This is a genomic window from Photobacterium sp. 2_MG-2023 (assembly GCF_030547675.1).
Classification (GTDB): domain Bacteria; phylum Pseudomonadota; class Gammaproteobacteria; order Enterobacterales; family Vibrionaceae; genus Photobacterium; species Photobacterium arenosum.
In genome coordinates this window covers 22,374-43,305 of record NZ_JAUOQQ010000031.1, presented here as the reverse complement: position 1 = coordinate 43,305, position 20,932 = coordinate 22,374, and the positions used below count along the sequence as shown (strand labels likewise).

17 protein-coding genes are annotated in these 20,932 nt (G+C 48.1%); 11 read left to right on the top strand and 6 right to left on the bottom strand.

Annotated elements, in window-relative coordinates; genetic code table 11:
- Positions 1 to 5 precede the first annotated feature (5 nt).
- From Q4491_RS19455 to Q4491_RS19405, 11 genes are all read left to right on the top strand, one after another.
- A complete protein-coding gene (locus tag Q4491_RS19455) occupies positions 6 to 4,835 on the top strand; it encodes an OmpA family protein (protein ID WP_303460091.1) in 4,830 nt (1,609 codons plus the stop codon).
- 61 nt (positions 4,836 to 4,896) lie between these two features.
- Positions 4,897 to 5,427, top strand: coding sequence for a GNAT family N-acetyltransferase (locus Q4491_RS19450; protein ID WP_303460089.1), 531 nt, complete (start codon positions 4,897 to 4,899; stop codon positions 5,425 to 5,427).
- Positions 5,428 to 5,480: 53 nt separating this feature from the next.
- On the top strand, positions 5,481 to 5,828 hold the full coding sequence (locus tag Q4491_RS19445) for a GFA family protein (RefSeq protein WP_192016363.1): 348 nt from the start codon (positions 5,481 to 5,483) through the stop codon (positions 5,826 to 5,828).
- Between the two features lie 71 nt (positions 5,829 to 5,899).
- Entirely contained in the window at positions 5,900 to 6,721 is an 822-nt protein-coding gene (locus Q4491_RS19440; protein WP_303460087.1) for an AraC family transcriptional regulator, read from the top strand.
- Between the two features lie 104 nt (positions 6,722 to 6,825).
- Positions 6,826 to 7,446: a LysE family translocator gene (locus tag Q4491_RS19435; protein WP_303460084.1), complete on the top strand. Its 621-nt coding sequence runs from the start codon at positions 6,826 to 6,828 to the stop codon at positions 7,444 to 7,446.
- 120 nt (positions 7,447 to 7,566) lie between these two features.
- Positions 7,567 to 8,205, top strand: a complete 639-nt coding sequence (leuE, locus tag Q4491_RS19430) for a leucine efflux protein LeuE (RefSeq protein ID WP_303460082.1) — start codon at positions 7,567 to 7,569, stop codon at positions 8,203 to 8,205.
- A 194-nt stretch (positions 8,206 to 8,399) separates the two neighbouring features.
- A complete protein-coding gene (locus Q4491_RS19425) occupies positions 8,400 to 9,167 on the top strand; it encodes a DeoR/GlpR family DNA-binding transcription regulator (RefSeq protein WP_303460079.1) in 768 nt (255 codons plus the stop codon).
- Position 9,168: 1 nt separating this feature from the next.
- A complete protein-coding gene (locus tag Q4491_RS19420) occupies positions 9,169 to 10,209 on the top strand; it encodes an oxidoreductase (protein WP_303460077.1) in 1,041 nt (346 codons plus the stop codon).
- Positions 10,206 to 10,679 carry a heme-degrading domain-containing protein gene (locus tag Q4491_RS19415; protein ID WP_303460074.1) on the top strand — a complete coding sequence of 158 codons (474 nt, stop codon included), beginning with the start codon at positions 10,206 to 10,208 and terminating at the stop codon, positions 10,677 to 10,679. The genes Q4491_RS19420 and Q4491_RS19415 overlap by 4 nt, the downstream gene beginning before the upstream one ends.
- Positions 10,680 to 10,874: 195 nt before the next feature.
- On the top strand, positions 10,875 to 11,246 hold the full coding sequence (locus tag Q4491_RS19410; protein WP_218385207.1) for a zf-TFIIB domain-containing protein: 372 nt from the start codon (positions 10,875 to 10,877) through the stop codon (positions 11,244 to 11,246).
- A gap of 258 nt (positions 11,247 to 11,504) precedes the next feature.
- Positions 11,505 to 12,623 carry a M23 family metallopeptidase gene (locus tag Q4491_RS19405; protein WP_303460071.1) on the top strand — a complete coding sequence of 373 codons (1,119 nt, stop codon included), beginning with the start codon at positions 11,505 to 11,507 and terminating at the stop codon, positions 12,621 to 12,623.
- 91 nt (positions 12,624 to 12,714) lie between these two features.
- Here the strand turns inward: Q4491_RS19405 and Q4491_RS19400 are convergent, their stop codons facing one another.
- The 6 genes from Q4491_RS19400 to Q4491_RS19375 all read right to left on the bottom strand — a co-directional run bounded on the left by Q4491_RS19400 (position 12,715) and on the right by Q4491_RS19375 (position 20,789).
- Complete coding sequence (locus Q4491_RS19400; RefSeq protein ID WP_303460068.1) at positions 12,715 to 14,841, bottom strand: type I secretion system permease/ATPase; 2,127 nt, start codon at positions 14,839 to 14,841, stop codon at positions 12,715 to 12,717.
- A complete protein-coding gene (locus Q4491_RS19395) occupies positions 14,838 to 16,772 on the bottom strand; it encodes an EAL domain-containing protein (protein ID WP_303460065.1) in 1,935 nt (644 codons plus the stop codon). The genes Q4491_RS19400 and Q4491_RS19395 overlap by 4 nt, the downstream gene beginning before the upstream one ends.
- 13 nt (positions 16,773 to 16,785) lie before the next feature.
- On the bottom strand, positions 16,786 to 17,433 hold the full coding sequence (locus Q4491_RS19390) for a transglutaminase-like cysteine peptidase (RefSeq protein ID WP_303460062.1): 648 nt from the start codon (positions 17,431 to 17,433) through the stop codon (positions 16,786 to 16,788).
- A gap of 63 nt (positions 17,434 to 17,496) precedes the next feature.
- Positions 17,497 to 18,090, bottom strand: a complete 594-nt coding sequence (locus Q4491_RS19385; protein WP_303460059.1) for an OmpA family protein — start codon at positions 18,088 to 18,090, stop codon at positions 17,497 to 17,499.
- Between the two features lie 16 nt (positions 18,091 to 18,106).
- The gene (locus Q4491_RS19380) at positions 18,107 to 19,414 is read right to left on the bottom strand and encodes a TolC family outer membrane protein (RefSeq protein ID WP_303460056.1); all 1,308 of its coding nucleotides are present in this window, start codon (positions 19,412 to 19,414) and stop codon (positions 18,107 to 18,109) included.
- Positions 19,415 to 19,418: 4 nt separating this feature from the next.
- Positions 19,419 to 20,789, bottom strand: a complete 1,371-nt coding sequence (locus tag Q4491_RS19375; RefSeq protein ID WP_303460053.1) for an HlyD family type I secretion periplasmic adaptor subunit — start codon at positions 20,787 to 20,789, stop codon at positions 19,419 to 19,421.
- Between the last annotated feature and the right edge of the window lie 143 nt (positions 20,790 to 20,932).

The following is a 20,932-nucleotide window of genomic DNA, read 5'->3' as shown; positions in this document are numbered from 1 at the left end:
TAACAATGTTAGTTGAAATGTGTTTAGCACCTAATTATTATATTTTTAGTGCACATTTTATTAAGTCATTCAGTGATGAAAGTGAAAGTTACGAATACCCATCATGGCATGATGAGTCAGATTTAAGAGTAAAAAGCGCACTCAAAAACGTACGTCCTCTAAGATTGATCCCTGTGGTATCTTTAAATGATAGTGGTCAGCATGACTTATGGGCAACAGACGTTAACTATCGTCTGTGCGCGCTTAGGCACGGTAATCAAGGAAAAGAGGGAGATTCAGATCAAAACTATTCCATTCTTGCACATTCCAGTCCAATTCATGCTTTGTCAGATAAGACCTATCAGTTGAAATTTCCTCCGCTACCTATACTTGCAAAGTTAGCTCAGGGTAATGTTAGCTATGAAGTTCTAAGCGAGAACATTCGTCAATTATCAAAAAAAATATCAAATAGAGATATAAGTTTTAAATTAACAACTATTAATGTGGAACAACTGGCTAAACCTTATGAAGCAGAAGTTAATGGTGAGTTAACTAAAGAACAGAGTGATTATAATAAATGGCTGGAGGAGGTGAGAGAAAATGGAGAACCATTAAAAGGATTTATATTACCAACGGTATCCACTGTTGTTGTTGTTTTTTCACATGAACATTATGAGAATGCAACTGTTTCACTACATTATTATGATGAAAATGGCAAGGATAAATTTAAAGGTAGGTTGTCTTCTTCTGCAAAAGTTTCAGTGTCAGAAGCTAATAGTGATGTCTCTAATCCGTGTGCAATTTTTCATTTAAACCCTGATGAGGTTAAAGACGGGTTATATACTATTAGTATAAGAATAAAATCAGAAAACATGAAGGGTTCTGAAATACCTGAAATATTCGTTAAATCAAATATAAAACACAAAATTAAAGAGCTAAGTGAAGAGTATTCATATGATTTAAGAGAATATATTAAATTTAATACTGACTCACCGCTGGGTAAAATAGCCATCATTAATGGCGACATGATTTCCCTTGAAGAGACGTTGATGTACCAATTCCCACAGTTTTTGAATGGGATGAGACGATATTTATCAAATGACAAGGGAGCAGAAGGTGTATCAAGTCCGACCTTGAATAGCTTGTCAACATTAAAATCTGTTCGTGACGCGTCCGCTCAATTGGGGATTGGTTGCTTAACTGGAGGGTTGCAAGGGCAATATATTGAAGAAGGTAAAATAGCGGCGCTAAATTCTGTCAGTCAAATGTATTGGGATAGCCTTCAGGGTGATATGCCTGCAGCAATGCGAGCTACAGGAGAGCTTTACTTTGGCTTGTTTGGTGTTAAAGAAGCGTGGGATCATTTTGCAAAATTATCCAAGGATAATCTTACAAATGCAGAGCGGGGGATAGGAGCCAGAGCTTTATTTTCTGAGAAGGTTTTAAGTGTATCGAAAGGGAAAGAGTTTATTCAAGGCTTCATGAGTGACTTCGAAAACAAAAAATTCACTTCATTGAGCGGACGTGTTGCTGAAACCTGGAGTGGTGGTATTTCAGGGCTCTCTGATAAAGGGCTAAGTTTTATTTCTACGGCAACATCGATGAAGTCCCTATATGATAATTATAAGAGCTTAGTTGATTCTCAAAAGAAAGCGGTTGGTGCCAGAAAAGATTTAACAGTTATTGCAGATGATTATTTAGATAAAATTCCAGTACTTCGTGAAAGCTGGTATCAGGATGCTGATAGGATTAATAAAGCAATAACCCAAGCTAAACAGAAAATTGCAGATGGTTCTATGTTGCAAAGTAGAAACCCAGATGCTCAGGATCAGGTTGAATTAATTACAGATGAACGAGGGACCGGATTGAGAGTTCTTTTTCATTTTAATTCAAGAAAGCAAGAACTAGATGATAACAAAGGTGTGATTGATGTCTTGGTTGAAGCTTTAACAAGTGAATCTCAGCTTAGAATTGAAATTGAAGGTCATGCTTGTCAGGTAAGCTCAGAAGCAATCAATATGAGAGTATCGAGAGAGCGAGCTGAAAATACTAAAGCATTGTTTCCTGAAAGCTTTCATAAATTCATTACCGTGAAGGCGTATGGCGAATCAGCACCCATTTATGTTCCTGATGACCCCCGTGAAATTAGAAGGGATAATCCTAAACTTGCAGTGAACAGACGAGTTGTTGTAAACATTTATCTAGTCTCTTTAGACGTTGTATATAGCCCGAGCCGTTTTGGTTATCAGGCGATGGAGCGTAATCGTCTTACTGCTGTAGATGCAATGAAAAAAGAAGACGATGCAGAAACAGCTTTGCAGCTGGCAGTTTTTGATAGCTTTATTAATTTCGCCCAGTTTATTCCGGTGTTAGCGCCATTTGCTCGTGGGTTATTGGTTGTTTCTGAGAGTGGAAAAGTTCTGAAGTCAGCGATGACTGTAATGGATGAAACGTTATTTGATCACAATATCAAAGAGTATTTTAAAAATATAGAAAAACTGGATAATCTTGTTATACTTTCCAGATTAAACATGGAAATGTTAAATGAAATTAAAAAAATTGATATTGACTTAAATAAGACGCACAACTCATATGAAGAAGTCGGAAAGTTCTTAAAAGATAAAAATACGAGCCAAGAACTTCTGAAGCGTTTTAAGTTAAGGGCATTTGCATTAAATGGATTAATGTATATTCTCGCATGGATAAAGTTTGAACATGGTACTGTCAGCCAAGAAAAACTAGAACTCTTTCGAGTGAAAGAATACATCACAAGTTACATTTTCAGCGATGATTGGAAAGTATTTACTTGGACACAAAATTTAGGTATAGCCTGGATCAACAGCATTAGATTGCATCGATTCTATGATGAAAATGCCGATAAGTTGAAGCAGTTAGAAGAACAAGTAAAAGAGTCTGCTGAAAAAACCTTAGAAAGCGGAAAAGCTGACGTTTATCCGGCACCCTTACCGAAAGAAAAAAACGTTAGTATTCAACCTCCTGTAAGAACAGTTAATGGCGCATTTAACAGAATATTTCCTGTTCAGACCAAACTTTTTGAGCAAGGTGATGAAGACTTGTTTGTAGAGTTTGCAAACAATTTCTCTATCATAAAAGGGGCTGTGAGAGCCGAAGACATTGGATTTTGCCGGTTGCTTATCGCTGAACCGAATAGTGAAAACTGGCAGACTTATCATAGCTGGTTGGGGGAGAAAAGGTCGAATCGTATTTCGCCATATCACAAAGTAAAACTGCAATTAGTGTTAAATACTCAATACAACCAAGTAATGGCTGTTAAACTTGGATATGATCGAATTGATGGTTTATGGAACTTAGATGGTCCATCCTATGAAGCGTTATTATATCCAATGAAAGTGACTGATTTCTCATGTGATCCAGGTGGAGAATTAGCAAGCTACTTTGAAAAGCAACAATCTGAAACGCTTTCATCTGTCGAATTTACGCCATTTTATAACTTTGGTGAGGCTAAAATTCTTGGCATGAAGCCATTGACCTCTAAAGGAAGAATTGTTTTTAATGAGTTTGCCCATGATACTGGTGAACACATTTACAATACGATCAATTATACAAATAAATTGATGGAGTATTTAGGGATTATCGAAGAAGATGAGCAAGTCAGTGAATTTGAACGTTATGTGAATGACGGTGGTTTCCGTTCGATGAAATATCGCTTATGGATTAGTGATAGCGATGGAGACTTTAAAATGTATTTGCCTAAAAAATTCAGTGATCAGGAGCTTGGAACGAAAATAATTAAACTCTTGAATAAAGATGTAAATGTAGGTGTACATTCCGAAAACAAATCTAAAGTTACTGTTTATCGGAACTTTGGTGAGGCTGCTCTCTATTTGAGAGAAAAAGATACTCTTAATGAGATATTTACACTCACAACTGATACGAAGAATGCTCAACCAGTTCCCATAATAGAAAATATTGCTACACATGTAGTTGGTGTTAAGTCGCAAGAGACAGGCGTTACATTATTTACGAAGTCAGGAGAGTTAAAAGAATTTTATCTTGCCAAACAAACTTTAGCGGATAAAAAGACCTTCTCTGACCTTACGTCGATTGAGGAGAATCCAACGTCTGTATATATAATGTTTTTAGCGGAAAAAGATAATATTGAACATTATAAGACGACCAAGCTTTCATGGGATAAATTAGATATGTCTATGCAGTTGATGTTTGGTGTAGATAATGGATTGCTCCCTGGTGAAAGTATAAATTATGGTCCGATCTATTATGCGCCGTTATGTTTTCAGGGGAAATTCTCTTTTAGCCAGTATTATGAAAACATGAATAATTCTTATGGTACTAACTATGATGTATGGCGTTTCAAAGATGAAATATCTGATGGTAGTAAAGTTCACTATAGTGATGAATTGCAGAGCTTTGTAAAAGATGCAATGGATAAAATTCGAACAGAGTCATCTGATTTAGATGAGAGTAAAACTTATACTATCTACGCGATGGAAGTGCCTTTAAGTTACATTTCCCCAACCGGGAAAAAAGTTGAAGGATTAAGACCATTTGGTGACATATTAACCAGTGGGACAATGAATTTATCTTTTGCTGTTGCTCAATTAGATACCGCAAATCAAGATGTATATGCCGGATTAAATGAAATCAATATAGAAATTCCAACTATTGGTCAGGGTATTCACTATGCACCTTGGCTGAAAGAGCCTGAGCCATCAGATGAAATGGATAGGGATGCATTTGAAAGATGGAAACTTCTATCAGAATCTAAACGGATAGCTCTTGTTCAGGATTGGATTAAGAATCAAAAAACGGTAGTTGAAGCACCTACAGACCCTGCACCTAGTATAATTTCATGATTCTAAGCCCTGTTTATCAGGGCTTTTTCTTTTCGTACTAAAAGGTCTAAAAATACATCCAATGAACATACTCTCTGGCACCATCACCGACATCCCCGCGATCACAGCTATTTTTAATCATTACATTGAGCACACGAACGCCAGATTTGAAACCGAGCCGATGACACTGGGTAATCGTAATGAGTGGTTTACGCAATTCCGTCCCGATTCTCCACATCAGCTTTTTGTTGCCCTCGAAAACCATCAAGTAATGGGGTTTGCCTGCAGCCAGCCTTACCGGCCCAGTCCCGCTTTTGCAGAAACCGTTGAAGTGACCATCTATCTTCACCCCGATGCGAAGGGGCACGGTTTGGGAAGCGCATTAATGAAAACCTTACTTGATGCTTTAGCGACTCAGCCGGTGCACTGTGCCTTATCTGGCATTGCTTTGCCAAACGAAGCATCGGTGGCGCTGCATCAGAAATTCGGATTTCGTGAGGTCGGTGTCTTTCATGACTATGCCAGAAAACAGGGTGAATACATCAGCTCGCTCTGGATGGAAAAGCGATTTGAGTCATCCCGTTTTTCAACCAGCTATACTCATACCGATTGAAAACAGCTGTTGCGGTCACACTGGCGTGAAAGGAAACCGATGGGAGAAAGACGATGAAATACCAGGGAAGCTGCCACTGCGGCAATGTCGCTTTTGAGGTCGAAGGCGAGATTCAGGAAGCACTGGCTTGTAACTGCTCTATCTGTCAGCGAAAAGGTTCGTTATTGTGGTTTGTGCCCCGCAGTGAATTCAAGTTGCTGTCGGCAGAGAGCGCAGCAAGCACTTACACCTTTAACCAGCATGCGATCCAGCACAGGTTTTGCCCGACGTGCGGGATTCATCCTTATGGGGAAGGGAGTGACCCGCAGGGCAATGCCATGGCCGCCATCAATATCCGTTGTCTTGACGATATCGATCTGGATGCGATTCCGGTGACGCATTTTGATGGCCGGTCGTTGTAATCTGATCCCGCGGGTGTGATTATGTCGCCTGTTGCGCACTGATGGTTGAACAGACATAGCAGGAGACTGAGTTGAGAGCAGGAAACAGGGAATTTTCTACACTTTGGCGGCCAGCGCGATTTTCCGGTATCGAACTGCTGTCCGCCTCGTTTACTCAGTTTGAATTCTCCCGTCACTGGCATGAAGAACTGGCCATTGGTGTGATAGAGGAAGGTGCGGAAGGGTTATTTTACCGGGGTAGCAACATTGTGGTGCCTCAGCGTCACATCGTGGCGATTAATCCTTCAGAAGTGCATACGGGTTTTGCGGGCAGTGAGCACGGGTGGCGATACCGGATGTTTTACTTCGCCCCGGAGATGATCGAACAGCATTTTGCTGGCAGCGAGAAATCCGTCGATCCTGTCATCGACCGCTCTGTGATCAACAATCCGGCTCTGTTTGATTTGCTGCTTCAACTGCATGTGGCGTTCGAAGCAACCAGTTTTGAGCTGACTAAACAGTCCTTGCTGACTGTAGCATTTGAGTCCTTGTTTTCTCAATACGGCAATGCCGGACGTGATGCTGACAGGGTTGGGAATGCTCAGAAGCATACGGGCGTTATCCGGGACTACCTGCACGATAACTGGCAAGAAAACGTGACTCTGGATGAGCTGGAAACCGTGAGTGGCCTGACCAAATTCAAACTCATCCGGGCATTCAAATCGCATTACGGACTGACGCCGCACCAGTTTTTGCTGCTGACAAAGGTGCAGAAAGCCAAAAGTCTGTTACTGGAGGGCCACAGCTGTGTCGATACCGCACTCCACTGCGGTTTCTTTGATCAAAGCCATTTCACCCGCAACTTTAAACGCGCTTTTGGCGTGCCTCCCAAGCATTACTCTATCCAACCTTAGCGATTGCAATTTCATACAAGAAGCCACTTTGCCCGATGTTTAACCTATCCGTGTAGCCTGAGGTTACTTGAAACAGATGTGTTGAATTAAGCGGAGATAAACGGATGAGTTTCTTATTATTGTGGTTGGGGGTCATGTTTCCATTAGTGTTCAGTCCGGGGCCGGCGAATATCGTGTTTGCCGCCTCGGGGGCCAGTGTCGGGGTCCGGCGGTCTCTGCCATTGCTGCTGGGGATAGACACAGTGTTTTTGATTAAGTCGTTATTGATTGGGCTGGGGCTGGGCGCGCTCATTCAAGAGTATCCGCTGGCGCTGCAGTTACTTCAGTGCGCGGGAGCCATCTATATTATTTATCTGGCCGTGGGTTTTCTGAAAGCCAGCCTGCTTGAGCATAACGGGCAGCAAAAGCGCTTAGGGTTTTACGATGGCGTGATCATTCAATTACTCAACAGCAAAGGCTGGCTGCTGGTCTTACTGATGTTTTCTCTGTTTTCAGAAAAAGCCTATCAGGAATACGGGGAACAATCGGTCTGGGTGTTAGTGGTCTGGCTTGCCATCCTCAATATCTCCATGCATCTGGTGTGGATCTGGGCTGGCGGCTTGTTAGCAAAACTGGCGGGCGACAGCAAAAATCAGAAAGTACAAGGCTATATTTACTTCGCATCGCTGATGGTAGTAGCCATCTGGTTGCTGGTTGATAATCCTATTTGGCAACACTGGCTATAGCCCATGAAAGTGTCTGCGCTGCTGAAGATATGCGCGATTTTATGCTCTGATTGCATACAATACTGAAACGTATATATTGCTGTATATCAGTATGGTCTGAAGTGATTAAGGGGGAGGGCGATGTTTGCGGAATACGGGGTGTTGAATTTTTGGGCCTATGTGGTCGGCGCTATCTTTATTGTGCTGCTGCCCGGACCTAACTCTCTGTTTGTGCTGAAAATCGGTATGGGGCAGGGGATCAGGCAAGGGTATCTGGCGGCAACGGGCGTGTTTATCGGCGATGCTGTGTTAATTTTCTGCGCCTATGCCGGTGTTGCTACCCTGATTCAGACAACGCCGATTTTGTTTACTCTGGTTCGGTATCTCGGTGCTATTTATCTGCTGTTTCTGGGCGGAAAGATTGTATACAGCGCTTTTCAGTCCCGCGAATCGGCAGAGATTTCTCCGACTTTACAGGGCAAGAAGGTGTTTCGCAAAGCACTGATACTCAGCCTGACCAATCCCAAGGCCATTTTGTTTTATGTGTCTTTCTTTGTGCAGTTTATTGATATGAGTTACGCCAGCCCTGGGGTGCCATTTCTTATTCTGGCGGTGGTACTTGAAATTATCAGCCTGATTTTTCTCAGCGTGCTGATTATTGCGGGCGCCTACATCACCCAATTGGTGCGCGCCAGCAAAGGCATGCAGAAGATAGGCAATGCTTTGATGGGGACACTGTTTATCGGCTTTGCTGCCCGGCTGGCCATGTCGAATGCCTAAGTTTCATTAGTCACCAACAAGGTTCAGGAGGAGCTTTCCTGAACCTTTTTTCCTGCTCTGCTCTGGGTTATTACAGGCTCACCAGTACCATGCTGATAAAATGAGCTGTGACTCATGACTCAATACGAATTTGATTGGCACTTGCTTTCGTCTCTGTCAGAATGACTTAAAATTACTTAAGTGATTTTGAGTGTATGACTCAGGAAGAACGCCTAATTCATCTGACTTCGCTGATAGAACAGCAAGGTAAGGTGACCCTCAATGACATCTGCGAGCAATTTACTGTTTCTCGCGATTCTGCCCGCCGTGATCTGGTGAAGCTTACTCAGCAGCCGGGAATCCAGCGTATTCGTGGCGGCGCGGTCAGAACTTCGGTATCGGCCCGTCTTGAGCCCTATTCCGGTAAAGTGATCAGTGAAGCCAAGCAACAGCTTGCTCAGTGCGCGGCACAATTAATCGACGATGATGATCATCTGTTGCTGGATACCAGCACCACACTGACATTAATGGCGCGATACATTCACCGGCCTGCTACTGTCATTACTAACTCTGTCGATATCCTGCAGCAACTGGCAGACAACCCTCATGTTGCCGTGCATTTGCTGGGCGGCAAATTTGATGCATTCCACCGCGCTGTGTTAGGCCATCAGGCTGAGAAGCAGCTGGCTGACTATCGGGTAAACAAAGCCTTTATCGGGGTCTGCGCATTATCAGAACATGGCTTATCGACCAATAATGAGCAGGAAGCTTCGCTCAAAAAAGCCATGATGGCGCAGGCGCAGCAGGTTGTTGTGGTGTGTGAACAGCACAAGCTGGGCCAGAATAATTTTCATCACGTCTGCGGCCTGGATGGCATTGATGTACTAATCACAGACCAACCACTTACAACCACTTATGCCGAACTCTTTGACAGCCACGATATTCAAGTGATCGTGGCTTCCACAACACAAGGACAGCTTTGATATGCGATATTCTCCTGTAAAAACAGCAGTCATTGGCTACGGTTTTTCTGCAAAAACCTTTCACCTGCCTTTCATTGCGGCGATGGATGAGCTGGAGCTGACCGCTATCAGCAGCAGTCAGACAGCGGCGGTTGCCGCCGATTATCCTGCCGTGACCTGTTTCAGTGATGCCGATGCCCTGCTGATCGAGAGTGATGCCGAACTGGTGATCATCACGGCGCCCAACGACGTTCACTTTCGTCTGGCGAAACTGGCGCTGGAAAACGGCAAACACGTCATCGTCGAAAAACCCTTTGTCACCAAAGTGGAAGACGGCGAAGCACTGATTGCGTTAGCCGAAGAGAAGGGGCTGATACTGAGTGTCTTCCACAACCGCCGCTGGGATGGCGACTTCCTGACGGTGAAAAAGCTGGTGGAAGCGGGCAGGCTGGGAGAGGTGAAGTACTTTGAATCACACTTTGACCGTTTTCGTCCTGTGGTGCGTCAGCGCTGGCGTGAAATGGCCGAAGACGGTGGCGGTATTTTGTTTGATCTGGCGCCGCATCTGTTGGATCAGGCTTTGGCGCTGTTCGGCAAACCTCAGGCACTGACGGCGCAGTGTATGGCCATGCGGCCGGGTGCGAAAACCGTCGATTACTACAACCTGATCCTTCAGTACCCTGAACATCTGGTCCAGCTGCATTCCAACCTGTACAGTCCGGAGCCGAATTTGCGCTTTAAAGTGCTGGGTTCACTGGGTAAATACGAGAAATATGGCCTGGATCCACAGGAAGATTACCTCAAAGCCGGCGTAAAACCCGAGCAGCCAGAATGGGCAGCAGAGGACGCAGCCAACTATGGCCAGTTGCATCAGGAAGAAGGCTCGCAAATCATTCCGACTGAATTGGGAGGCTATCAGCATTATTTTGCCGGTGTTGCAGACGCGATTCGTTTAGGCTCTCCGAACCCGGTGTCGGCTGAGGAAGCGTTGCTGAATATCAGGCTGATTCAGCTGGCAATGGAAAGCAGTCGGTTAGGGCAGACCATGAAGGTGGACGCATGAAGCTGACACTGGACATTTTGGCGCAGCAGGAAGCGGACTTGCAGCTTGAGCAGTTTAATCATGAGACCGCCTGGGCGCTGGGCTCGTTGCTAAAAGCCAATGCAGAAGCGAAGCAGGCCTGTGTCGCGATCGAAGTGTACGCGTTTGGCCAGACCCTGTTCAGCTACGCGATGCCAGAAACGAACCCGGATCATCAGGACTGGATTCGCCGCAAACGCAACAGCGTGCTGCGGTTTGGTAAAAGCTCTTATTACCTTGGACAGTATAACGCCCGCAAACAGCGTGAGTTTGAAAGCCAGCACCATATAGATGCGCGGGATTACTGCGCGCATGGCGGCTCTTTTCCGCTACGTATTAAAGGCTGCGGGTTAGTGGGCGCGGTGACGGTATCGGGGTTGCCTCAGGAAGAGGATCATCAACTGGTGACGGATGCCTTGCAGCATATTCTCCAGTCCCGGCAGGGAAACTGAAGCCAAAGCCGCTCGCTCTGAGCGGCTTTTTTTCGGCAGTTGCCGGACAAGCATCATTTCGATGGCGGCAGAAATCGATGACATTTCCATGAGAATCACAAAACAGAAGGATATAAAACAATTTGTCTATTATTCATTTGCGGCATGAATGTAGTATGCAACTGAATTTAAAGACAATAATAAAAGGAGTCTCGAATGCAATGTCCTAAGTGTCATTCGAAGTTTGAGCATATTAATACCTCGCTGGGTGATATTGAGCGCTGTACCGCTTGCAAAGGTTTATGGCTGGACGCGTATGAAATCGAAAAAATGAAGCCGCTGGCCGATGCTGTCGATATCGGGGATGCCGGGATCGGTAAGACATTTAACGGTATCGATCAGATCGAATGCCCTGTCTGCCCAAGCAATAAGTTGCTAAGACTGGTTGACCCGAAACAGCCTCATATCTGGTTTGAAAGCTGCCCGACCTGTAAAGGCCGTTTTTACGATGCCGGAGAGTTCAAGGATCTGGCGAAAATCGATTTGTCGGATTTCTTCAAGCGCTTCCTGGTTGAAGAGCGTCTGTAAGTGCCATTGAACCTGGTATATTAGAAGGGCACTGCGAATGGTAATGCGCCTGCAAGCGCTGCTCCATTCGCGGCTGTCCAGCCAGAAAAGTGGCCACACTTACGGTTAGATATCACGCAGAATCAAACTGCATTATCTGTCAATTACAAATACTTACATTCAATCTTCTGTTAACTCGCAAATCAGCAGATTATTTTTCTGAAGCCATCGCCGCCTGCCAAACTCCACATTGCATATAAGCAATTGGAGATATTAGTGATGAAAAAATCGATAGCGTTAGTGGCTTTACCTTTCATTGCCAGTTCTGTCGCGCTGGCTCATGACCTTTATCCTGCTGTGCCCAGTTCTCCGGTCATTCAACAAGTCATTGATCAGGGTACGGACGTTCATTCTCTGGTCTCTGACGCAGATTTTGTATTCAGACCTTATCAGAACCCGTTTGATGAACAGGCATTTTTTGATAGCTATGCCCCGAACTGGATCGCTTTGAAAGAAACCCTGATGCACTGGAGTGGCGCGACGGGTGTCGATCCCAGAGTCATACTGGTCACTGTCCTGTTAACGGAAGACTGGCATCCGGATGCGGATTTTAATGAAGCACAAGATATTCAGCTTAAAGAAGCAATTAAACGCGTTGCTAACCATCTCTCGCAATACTTTTACCGCTACGAGGCTGACACAGTGTTACCGGCCAATGCCTCTACACTGGCGATTCTCAGCACACTGAATGATCCGCAGCGCGCAGCAGAATGGTCGCAACATTATGTGGCCTGGTTTGGCGAGTCGGCGCCAACGCGTCAGAGTCGTGCGCAATCGCGTGCCGTCAGCACGCTCGCTCCTCCTTCCGGTTTTATGCAGATGCCCTGGTTTCAGGGCTACAGCTGGGTACCTAACGGGCCGCATGCTCACAGTGGATCCGGCTTTCCACTTTCTTCCATTGATGTGTCGTACGACTGGCCGGCCTGGGGCGGTGCGACGTACAGTGTCACCGCCGCTCACGACGGCTATGCCACGGTTTTATCTCGCTGTCAGGTGCGGGTAACCAATCCGAATGGTTGGGGAACAAACTACTACCACATGGATGGTGTTCAGGTGTCTAACGGTCAATGGGTTACCAAAAATACCAAGTTGGGGACTTACGCCAGCAATCGCTCGACCGCTTTGTGTGAAGGCGGTTCGTCAACCGGGCCACATCTGCATTTTTCACTGCTGTATCAGGGGCGTTTCCAGTCGATGCAAGGCACCAGATTTGGGCCATATCAGGTTCAGACTGGCCGCTACAGTTACGATGATAACTGCAGCTATACCTGGCTGGTGGATCAGCGCAGCAATCAGAAAATCTGCTTCTGGCGCCGGGTTGATAATCCTGCCATGTGATTATTGAAGCAGAGCTTGCACTGCACACGAAAGATTTCCTCCCCCTTGAAAAGGGGGAGGAACTGATTGAGCATTTTATGTCACTCCGATCTCACCCAGCTCCCATTTTTCCGCCATTTAATTTTCCGTCCCTAAGTTGCTGCAGTACCTGCTCTTTTGGACCGTCGGCAACAAGCTGGCCTTGTTCCAGAACCAGAATGCGGTCGACGACATCCAGCATGCTGGTTTTATGGGTGAACAGGATCAGGGTTTCGTCGTTGTCGAGCCTGTTTAATACCTGTTTGAGTGCCTGTTCGGCTTTGTTGTCCATGCTGCTGCTGGGCTCATCCATAACCAGAACTTTGGGCTCTGTGAGCAGGGCACGGGCGATGGCGATGGCTTGTTTCTGTCCGCCGGAGAGTGCCTGTCCGCCTTCGCCGACCTGACGATCCAGCCCGGCTTCATCCTGCCGGGTAAAGGCGGTGACACCGGCCCGATCAGCGGCTCGGAGAATGGCATCGTCACTGACTTGTGAGCGGCCTAACGCAATGTTATCGCGGACAGAGCCGTAGAAGAGCATCAGATCCTGCGGCACGCTGCCGATATTGCGCCGGATGTCCGTGGGGTGCAGTTGGCCGATGTCAGTGTTGTCAAGGCTGATCGAACCTGCCGAGGGTTTGTATAGCCCCATGATCAAACGCTCTATGGTGGTTTTTCCGGCACCGACCCGGCCAATAACGGCGACTTTTTCCCCCGGTTCTATGGTCAGATCCAAGTCTTTGATTGCCATACGCTGCTGGCCGGGATACTGAAAACTGACCTGACTGAACTGAATCCGGCCCTGTAAGGAGGCACGATGCAGAAATCGCTTATCAGCTTCTTGCTCGACAGGTAAAGCCATGAGTTGTTCGATAATCGTTTTAGCAGATTTTGCCTGATGGTAGCGGGTAGACAGCAAAGCCAGTTGCACCAATGGTCCAACCGCGCGGCTGCTGAGCATGGATACGGCAATCAGACCGCCCATGGTTAATTCACCGGCGGCAATCTGATACACGCCAAACACTATCATGCCGACTGTGACAAATTGCTGGCAGAATCCGGCGGTGTTCTGTACCGAATCGGTCAGGCGTCGCGATGTGATACTCCAGTTGGCCATGTGGGCAACCGCTTCTTCCCATTTATACTGAAACTGGCTTTGCGCTTCGAAGCGTTTGATGGTGTCCAGTCCGGACAGGCTTTCAATCAGGTTAGCGTGTTTCTGCGACGACAGGCGCGAGCCTTCTTCTATGCTTCTTCGCAAAGGCCGCTGTACCAGCAGGCTGTAAAGGATCAGCAAGGCCAGTGCAATAATGGGAATAATGACCAGAGGACCGGCAATCAGCCAGATCACGACCAGAAACAATAACGCAAAGGGCAGGTCAATCAGTGAACTGATGGTCGCCGAGGTGAAAAACTCCCGGATCGCTTCAAATTCCTGCAGATGCCGGGCCAGCGCACCGACAGAGGGAGGCCGGGCTTCCATTCGCAGACCCATGACTTTGGCAAAGAGCTTGGCGGATATCAGAATGTCGGATTTTTTCCCTGCCACATCAATGAAATAGCTGCGCATTAGCTTAAGCACAAAGTCGAAGCCAAAGATCAGTGTGATGCCGCTGGCCAGCACCCAAAGTGAATCAAATGCCTGATTGGGCACAATTTTGTCGTAAACCAGCCGGGTAAACAACGGCGTGGCAATGGCAAACAGGTTGATCAGAAGCGAGGCGATAAACACATCGCGATAGATATTTCTCGATAACCAGAGGGTGCCCCAGAACCAGTGGCCCTGAGTGGGTTTGAGCAGTTCGGGTGATCGCTCGTCATAGCGAAACCGTTTTTTGAGCAGGAACAGGTGGCCGATATAGCTGTCATTGAATTCTGAAAAAGAAAGCCAGCGCTCTTCGCTGTCAAACTGCGGCGATAGAATGGCAAGTTTTTGTTTTTCATGGTTAATGCTGACGACGACGCAGGCGTTGTTGCCTTTTAGCAGCAGTATGGCCGGTAGCAGCATAGGCGGTAGTTTGTCTACCGCCAGTTTTTCCTCTTTCGCTTCAAGTCCGGCTTTTTCAGCGGCCCGGGGCAGCAGAAAGGGCGTGAGTTGTCCGTCTGGCAGCGGCAGGTCGGCAATTAACGCATCGGGTGTGTTAGCTACCCCATAGTGGCGGCTGACGTAGATTAAAGCGAGCAGCAGAGGATCTGTCATGGTGACACCCTCAGCAGACTGTCGACCACATAGCCCTGGAAGCCTCTGACTGACAGTGCCGCCAGCGTATTCATCTGTGCTTGGGTTTCAACCCGGGTGGCGATGGTCAGTATATTCTGATTATCTGCGGTCCGGGTGACAGCGCGAAGGACATCGGTTTTTATATCCTGATCTAACTGACCGGTATAGGCGTAGTCCAGTTTGACATAGTAAGGCTTAAATCGCTGCAGATAGCCAAGGGTACTGAAATGGTGCCCGTAGTTATCAATACCGAAGCGGAATCCATAATGACGAATGATGTTGCAAAGGAGGCTGGTAAATTCAAAATGCTGAACAAAAGCCGCCTCAGGAATTTCTAACAACAGTTTGCTGCTAAGGTGACGGTGCATGGCCATAAACCCTGCCAGCCAGCGGAGAAAACCCGCAGTGCGAATGCTGCTGAGGCTAAGGTTGACGGTTAAGGGCACCAGAGAAGTATCATCACGATAGCCTAAGTGTTTTGCCATCTTGCTCAGTACATCACGATCAAGGCTGGCGCCATCTTCCAGCGTATCCAGTGCGTGCAGGAATAATTGCGCCCGGTAAGTCTGGCCCTGATGTTCAACACTGGTAAACACTTCTCTGAATAAAGGCTGGTGTTTATGATCTATGGCTGTTTGAAAGCTGAATGCCAGTTGATCTGATTTGATGGCCTGAGTAATCAGGGATTGCCATTGCTGGCGACCAAAAGTGGGTAAACTGATTTCGTCGCCTGTGACACACAGTGGCAGGTCTGCCTGAGTGGACGCCTGATTGACGGCATTGTCTGCCGCTGCCAGCAAATCAGACACAGAATGGATCTTCTCTTTCATCGCAACGGCCACGCAGCTGTTATGTTCAGCCACCCCCTCTTGCACCGGATGACATTTATCGGTGATATCGAGCATGCGTCTGGCAATCTCTGTCAAGTCCGTTCGCGACTGAGCCGGCCCGATATAGAGAAATTCTGACTGATTGAGCCTGCCCAGGGTGGCCTTCGGGGCAAACAGTGTCGTCAGTTGGCGGGATAGGGCTGACACCAGGCTGTCGCCGGCCCGGAATCCCTGTTGCTGGTATGTGTCTTTAACGATGTCGGCACGTAACAAGACGATACCCCCGTGGCCCTTATCCTGAACAAGTGCAGAGAGCTTTGACATCAGAAAACGGCGGTTTGCCAGCCCGGAGACGGCATCCTGATAAGCCTGAATGCGAAGCCTGTCCGCCTCTTCAGCCTGTTGCCTGAAATGGTGGCGTATCTGCTGGTTCATCTGATTAAAGGCGTCTACCACATCGTGCAGTTCTTTGGTGGCAGGCAGGGGCAGCGGCGCCCCGAAGTCATGACGGGAAATGGCCTGTGCTTTGGTACGAAGCCGGTTAAGCGGTTTGCGGACAATCAGGTTCAGGCCCAGCAGTAAAGCGGCGGCACCCAGACCGAGTATGGCGGACAAGGCCAGAAATAACTGAATGGCGCTTTGCCAGAGCTGCTGGTAAGCAACCGCAGGATTGCTGGTCACCGACAGCTCGGCGGTTTGCATCCAGCCACTGGTGAGTGTCACTGAACGTGTCTGCGGATCTATGGGTAGCCAGCGGCGGAAAAAACCGGGCACCGCAAATGCCCCCGGCGGGTATTCCCTCAGAATCTGGCTCTGAGGTGTCACAATGTTCAGGGAAACCCGCTGGTAAAAACTGCCGTCAAACATGGCGTTAATCACAGATTCCGCCCCAATCAAATCGTTTTCAGCCAGATAAGGGGTTAATGCCAGACCGGCGGCATTCACGGCATTGCCTGTCTCAATGGTTTGCTGATTGAGCAGGTAGTTACGGGTATTGTGAATCTGAACCGAGAACACGCTCACCAGCAGCAGCACAAAGACCAGTAATAACCAGAGAATGATTTGCCTGTAGAGTGTCATGCGTCCTTTCCTTCTATGGCTGGTCCAGGTTAATGAGCGGGCGTGCCAGTTTCTGCGCGTCGAAGCGCTCTCTCAGGTTGATCCAGCGTTTCAGGCGCGAAGATTTACCGGCGAGCTGTCCCTGTCCTTGCTGTTTCATCAGCCATAGCTGACTGCCGTTAAAGCTGTAGACGGGCAATAAATCGCGACGCTCGGTAGCGGGCTTGATGTCAGGGTCCAGATTATCCAGCAGGACAGGCACCTCACTCGGGCTGGCATAGTAGGCCAGTACCATGTGGAACTGATTCAGCTTGAGTGACTTAACATAGACAAGGCGGAGTTTCTGGTCATCAACACCCAGTTCACGCAGCGAAAAATATTTGGCGATAGTAAAGTCCTCACAGTCGCCGCCTGCCGCACCGAGAAATTCAAAGGGCGTCGCCCAGTAGTCATTTTCTCCCCAGATTTCAATATCATTCAGAAAAGAGAATTGGTTAAAGAAGCGGTTGACCTGCTCCAGTTTCTGCCATTCCTGCTGATGGGATACCGAAGTCAGCAGTTGCCGCCAGGCGATCATCCGCTTGCCTGCGCGTTCACCATAAAAAGCCGTGACGCGATCAATCACCGCCTGATCCTGTTCATTTAATGCATTCAGCGGGAGCGCAAGTAATAGCCATGTCATCAACAGCCACCGCGTCACTGGCGTTGCCAGCAGGGGGCCGGAGTAAGCCGTACTGTCATGGTGTTATTGATTCCTTGTGGTGAAGATAGTCCAGCGTTCCAGCACCCCGGCATCGGCCCCCGTCACGGTTGCAGTCACACGCCGGCTGAGGATATTGGTCTGTTCGCGTGTCTGTCCCGGTACCGGTTCATGATCTCCGAAGCCAACAGTTCTGACTCTTTCAGGCGTGATACCCTGGTCAATCAGCAATGTGCGCACATTCGCGGCACGGCGTTTGGATAAATCCAGATTATGCGGCGATGCCCCCACCGGACTGGCATAGCCTTTAAGCTCAATTGCCGTTTCCGGATAGGCTTTCAGAAAGGCGGCCATTTTCTGAATCTGGCTGCGAAAACCTGACGGGATGACATCAGAATCGTTCGCAAACAAGATATGCAGCTGATTGGTGCGCTTACTTTCAACTAACTCAGGACAGCCGTCATTGTTCACCACAGCCGGCAGTGGTGTGTCGGCACATCGCTCCCGCGCATTGATCACTCCGTCTGAATCCTGATCCAGCAGATCACGCGACTGTTCGGCGACGGGCGGATCCGATACCGTGGTTGAGCAGCCCGGCAGTACGAGTGTCAGCAAGAAACACATCACTTGTCGTTGCATGTCACCTCCTTACTCGTCAGCGCACTGACTCAGCCCATTTGTCCGGGATATCCACACGCATTTCATCCAGCAATTTACCCGTGGCATTCAGGACTCTGTATCTGGCCAGTATGCCGTCGTAAAAGGCTTGCAAATAGGCTTTGCGCGCATCAAACAGTTCATTTTCTGTGTTCAGTACATCAAGCAAAGTACGTTGCCCAATCTGAAACTGTTTCTCATAGGCGATTACGGTACGGGCCGATGCATCGACGTGCTTTTGTAAATACTGGGTCTGGCGTTCAGAGAGTTCCAGAGCGCTCCAGGCCAGCCGGGTGCTTTCATCCAGCAGACGGTGCGCTCTGTCCCGAATATCTTTGGATTTATTGATCTGGTACGCCGCCCGGCGGCTTTCTGCCATATCAGTACCGCCGTTAAACAGGTTATAACGCATGCGTAACCCGGCTTTTAATTCGTCGGTATGACCGGGTGTGCCTTCCAAATCTTCGCCCCACTCCTGAGAGGCCTCAATCGAGAAAGTCGGCCAGAAATCCCCGCGTTCCTGCTTGTACTGATAATGGGCCGCATCAATATCATTGCTGGCGGTTTTCAGTGTCGGGTTGTTTTCCCTTGCTATCTCGATGGCCCGATCCAGCGATGGGGGAAGGTAGTTGATATCCACTTCCGGCTGAACCAGATTGACCGGCTGTTCACCGACTTCCCGGTAAAACTCCGTCACTTTGTCCTGCACGTTATTACGTGAAGCTATCAGGTTGGACTCTGCCCGTGCCAGCCGGCCTTCGACCTGTGACAAATCAGCAATCGAGCCAATACCGGCATCGGTGCGTTTTTTGATATCGGTATAAATTCGCTGGTGGATCTGGTAATTCGATTCCGAGAGTGTCTGCACTTCCTGCGCCTGCAGAACATTGAGATACACCTCTGCGACCCGCAGCGCTTTGTCCTGCGCATCGGCCAGTAACTGATAGCGTTGTGCCTCGGCTTCGGACTTATTGCGCTGGATATCGTGATAGGTGATGGAACCATCCCAGATTAGCTGGCTGATGCTGATGGTGGCATCCGACGGATTATAATCACCCGTGCTGTTGGTGGTGTCATCGTAGTCTTCGTAGCCAATGCCGGCCTCCAGATCGACAGAAGGCAGATATTGCCCTCTCGATGCCCGGATAGATTCATAGCGACTCATGAAATCGTTATAGGCCCCTTTGATTTCCGGGTTGGAAGACAACGTCTGGGCAACCGCCTGCTCCAGCGATTGTGCCGAGGCCAGCCCGGTGATCAGCGCCAGGGTCAGTGCAGTACATACCTTGGTGTACGGATAGTGCATTGGTCTACTCCCTCAGGGCGGAATTGCGGGCTTTCAGTATCGGGTTCAGTAAATACTGCAACACGGTACGTTTGCCGGTAATGATATCGGCCGACGCTGTCATTCCCGGTATGATGGGCAGCTGCTCACCGCTGTTATCCGCGAGATTGTTTGTTTCTGTTCGAATTTTTACCTGATAAAAACTGTTGCCTTCTTCATCCTGAATCGTATCGGCGCTGATTTGCTCCAGTGTGCCCTCTAAACCACCATAGACAGTGTAATCATAAGCCGAAAATTTAATCATTGCCTTGAGACCTGGACGTAAGAAGCCAATATCCTGTGGCAGCACTTTTGCTTCGATCACCAGGTTATCTTCGGTCGGTACTATGGCGACTATGTCCATGCCGGGCTGAATCACACCGCCTATGGTATTGAAATACAGGGTCTGCACCGTGCCATTGACCGGAGAGCGCACCAGGGTGCGCTGGACTTTATCCTCTAAACCGATACTGGACTGGTTCAGTGCATCGCGTCTGGCCGTGGCCTGATTGAGATCGGCCTGAATGTCTGAGCGGAATTTGAGGGCGACATCCAGACGCTTGAATTCAGCCTCCCGGATAGCCGCTTCAATGACAGGGATTTGCAGCTCAGTAGAGCGCATCTCTTTGCGGGTATCGTTGAGCTGGCGTTGCAGTTTCAGCAGCTCTATTTCAGGCACCACACCTTCATCTGCCAGCGGCTTGGTGATGTTGTATTCCCGGCTGGCCAGATTGTAGCCTTGTCGTTGCCCGCTTAGCCTGGAGCGGGCTTCAATCAGTTCCTGCTGCTTTTGCTGCAGTTGTTGGGTGGCAACGGCGAGCTGGCTTTCAATATTTGACAGATTATCGCTGTACTCGGCCTGCTGACGATTAACCAGATCCGGATACGTGCTGAGGAAGGTGTCAGGAAAAACCAGCGGCGGGCGGGATACTGACACGGTTTTTTTTGTCTGATTAACCGTGACATTATCGAGCAAGGCATCAAGCCGGATGGCATCGGCCTGGGCGCTGGCCAGCTCCTGTGCCCTTTCATTGAAGTCGGACTGGAAACGGGTGTCGTCAATCATCAGCAGGGGCTGATCTTTTTGTACCTGTTCGCCTTCTTTTACCATCAGCGCTTTGACAATACCGCCTTCGAGGTTCTGCACCACCTGAAGCTGGGAGGAGGGGATAACTTTCCCGCTTCCTGTCGTTACCTGTTCCAGCTGTGCGCGGGATGCCCAGACACCTGCCACGATAAAGAAAATAACAATAACCCAGAGTATTAGCCTGGCACTGCTCGGTGTGTTGAGCAGCAGAGCGGCGGTTTTATCATCCACAAAATCAAGATGCTTGCGGTTCACTGACGGCGTCTTCATATCTGTCGGCGCTCTTGTTGAAGCTGCGAAATTGTCTCAATAGCAAGACTGAGAGCAAATAACCTGGTTAAACACTCAACTTCCCGCTCCGACTTCAGTAGTTTGGCTATTAGTCCGAATGCGAAATCGATAACAGTGTGATG

Excerpts from the sequence above, each read along its gene's own strand:
- Q4491_RS19455 (WP_303460091.1), top strand. The coding sequence starts at position 6 with ATGTTAGTTGAAATGTGTTTAGCACCTAATTATTATATTTTTAGTGCA.
- Q4491_RS19450 (WP_303460089.1), top strand. The coding sequence starts at position 4,897 with ATGAACATACTCTCTGGCACCATCACCGACATCCCCGCGATCACAGCT.
- Q4491_RS19445 (WP_192016363.1), top strand. The coding sequence starts at position 5,481 with ATGAAATACCAGGGAAGCTGCCACTGCGGCAATGTCGCTTTTGAGGTC.
- Q4491_RS19435 (WP_303460084.1), top strand. The coding sequence starts at position 6,826 with ATGAGTTTCTTATTATTGTGGTTGGGGGTCATGTTTCCATTAGTGTTC.
- leuE (WP_303460082.1), top strand. The coding sequence starts at position 7,567 with ATGTTTGCGGAATACGGGGTGTTGAATTTTTGGGCCTATGTGGTCGGC.
- Q4491_RS19425 (WP_303460079.1), top strand. The coding sequence starts at position 8,400 with ATGACTCAGGAAGAACGCCTAATTCATCTGACTTCGCTGATAGAACAG.
- Q4491_RS19420 (WP_303460077.1), top strand. The coding sequence starts at position 9,169 with ATGCGATATTCTCCTGTAAAAACAGCAGTCATTGGCTACGGTTTTTCT.
- Q4491_RS19415 (WP_303460074.1), top strand. The coding sequence starts at position 10,206 with ATGAAGCTGACACTGGACATTTTGGCGCAGCAGGAAGCGGACTTGCAG.
- Q4491_RS19410 (WP_218385207.1), top strand. The coding sequence starts at position 10,875 with ATGCAATGTCCTAAGTGTCATTCGAAGTTTGAGCATATTAATACCTCG.
- Q4491_RS19405 (WP_303460071.1), top strand. The coding sequence starts at position 11,505 with ATGAAAAAATCGATAGCGTTAGTGGCTTTACCTTTCATTGCCAGTTCT.
- Q4491_RS19400 (WP_303460068.1), bottom strand. The coding sequence starts at position 14,841 with ATGACAGATCCTCTGCTGCTCGCTTTAATCTACGTCAGCCGCCACTAT.
- Q4491_RS19395 (WP_303460065.1), bottom strand. The coding sequence starts at position 16,772 with ATGACACTCTACAGGCAAATCATTCTCTGGTTATTACTGGTCTTTGTG.
- Q4491_RS19390 (WP_303460062.1), bottom strand. The coding sequence starts at position 17,433 with ATGACATGGCTATTACTTGCGCTCCCGCTGAATGCATTAAATGAACAG.
- Q4491_RS19385 (WP_303460059.1), bottom strand. The coding sequence starts at position 18,090 with ATGCAACGACAAGTGATGTGTTTCTTGCTGACACTCGTACTGCCGGGC.
- Q4491_RS19380 (WP_303460056.1), bottom strand. The coding sequence starts at position 19,414 with ATGCACTATCCGTACACCAAGGTATGTACTGCACTGACCCTGGCGCTG.
- Q4491_RS19375 (WP_303460053.1), bottom strand. The coding sequence starts at position 20,789 with ATGAAGACGCCGTCAGTGAACCGCAAGCATCTTGATTTTGTGGATGAT.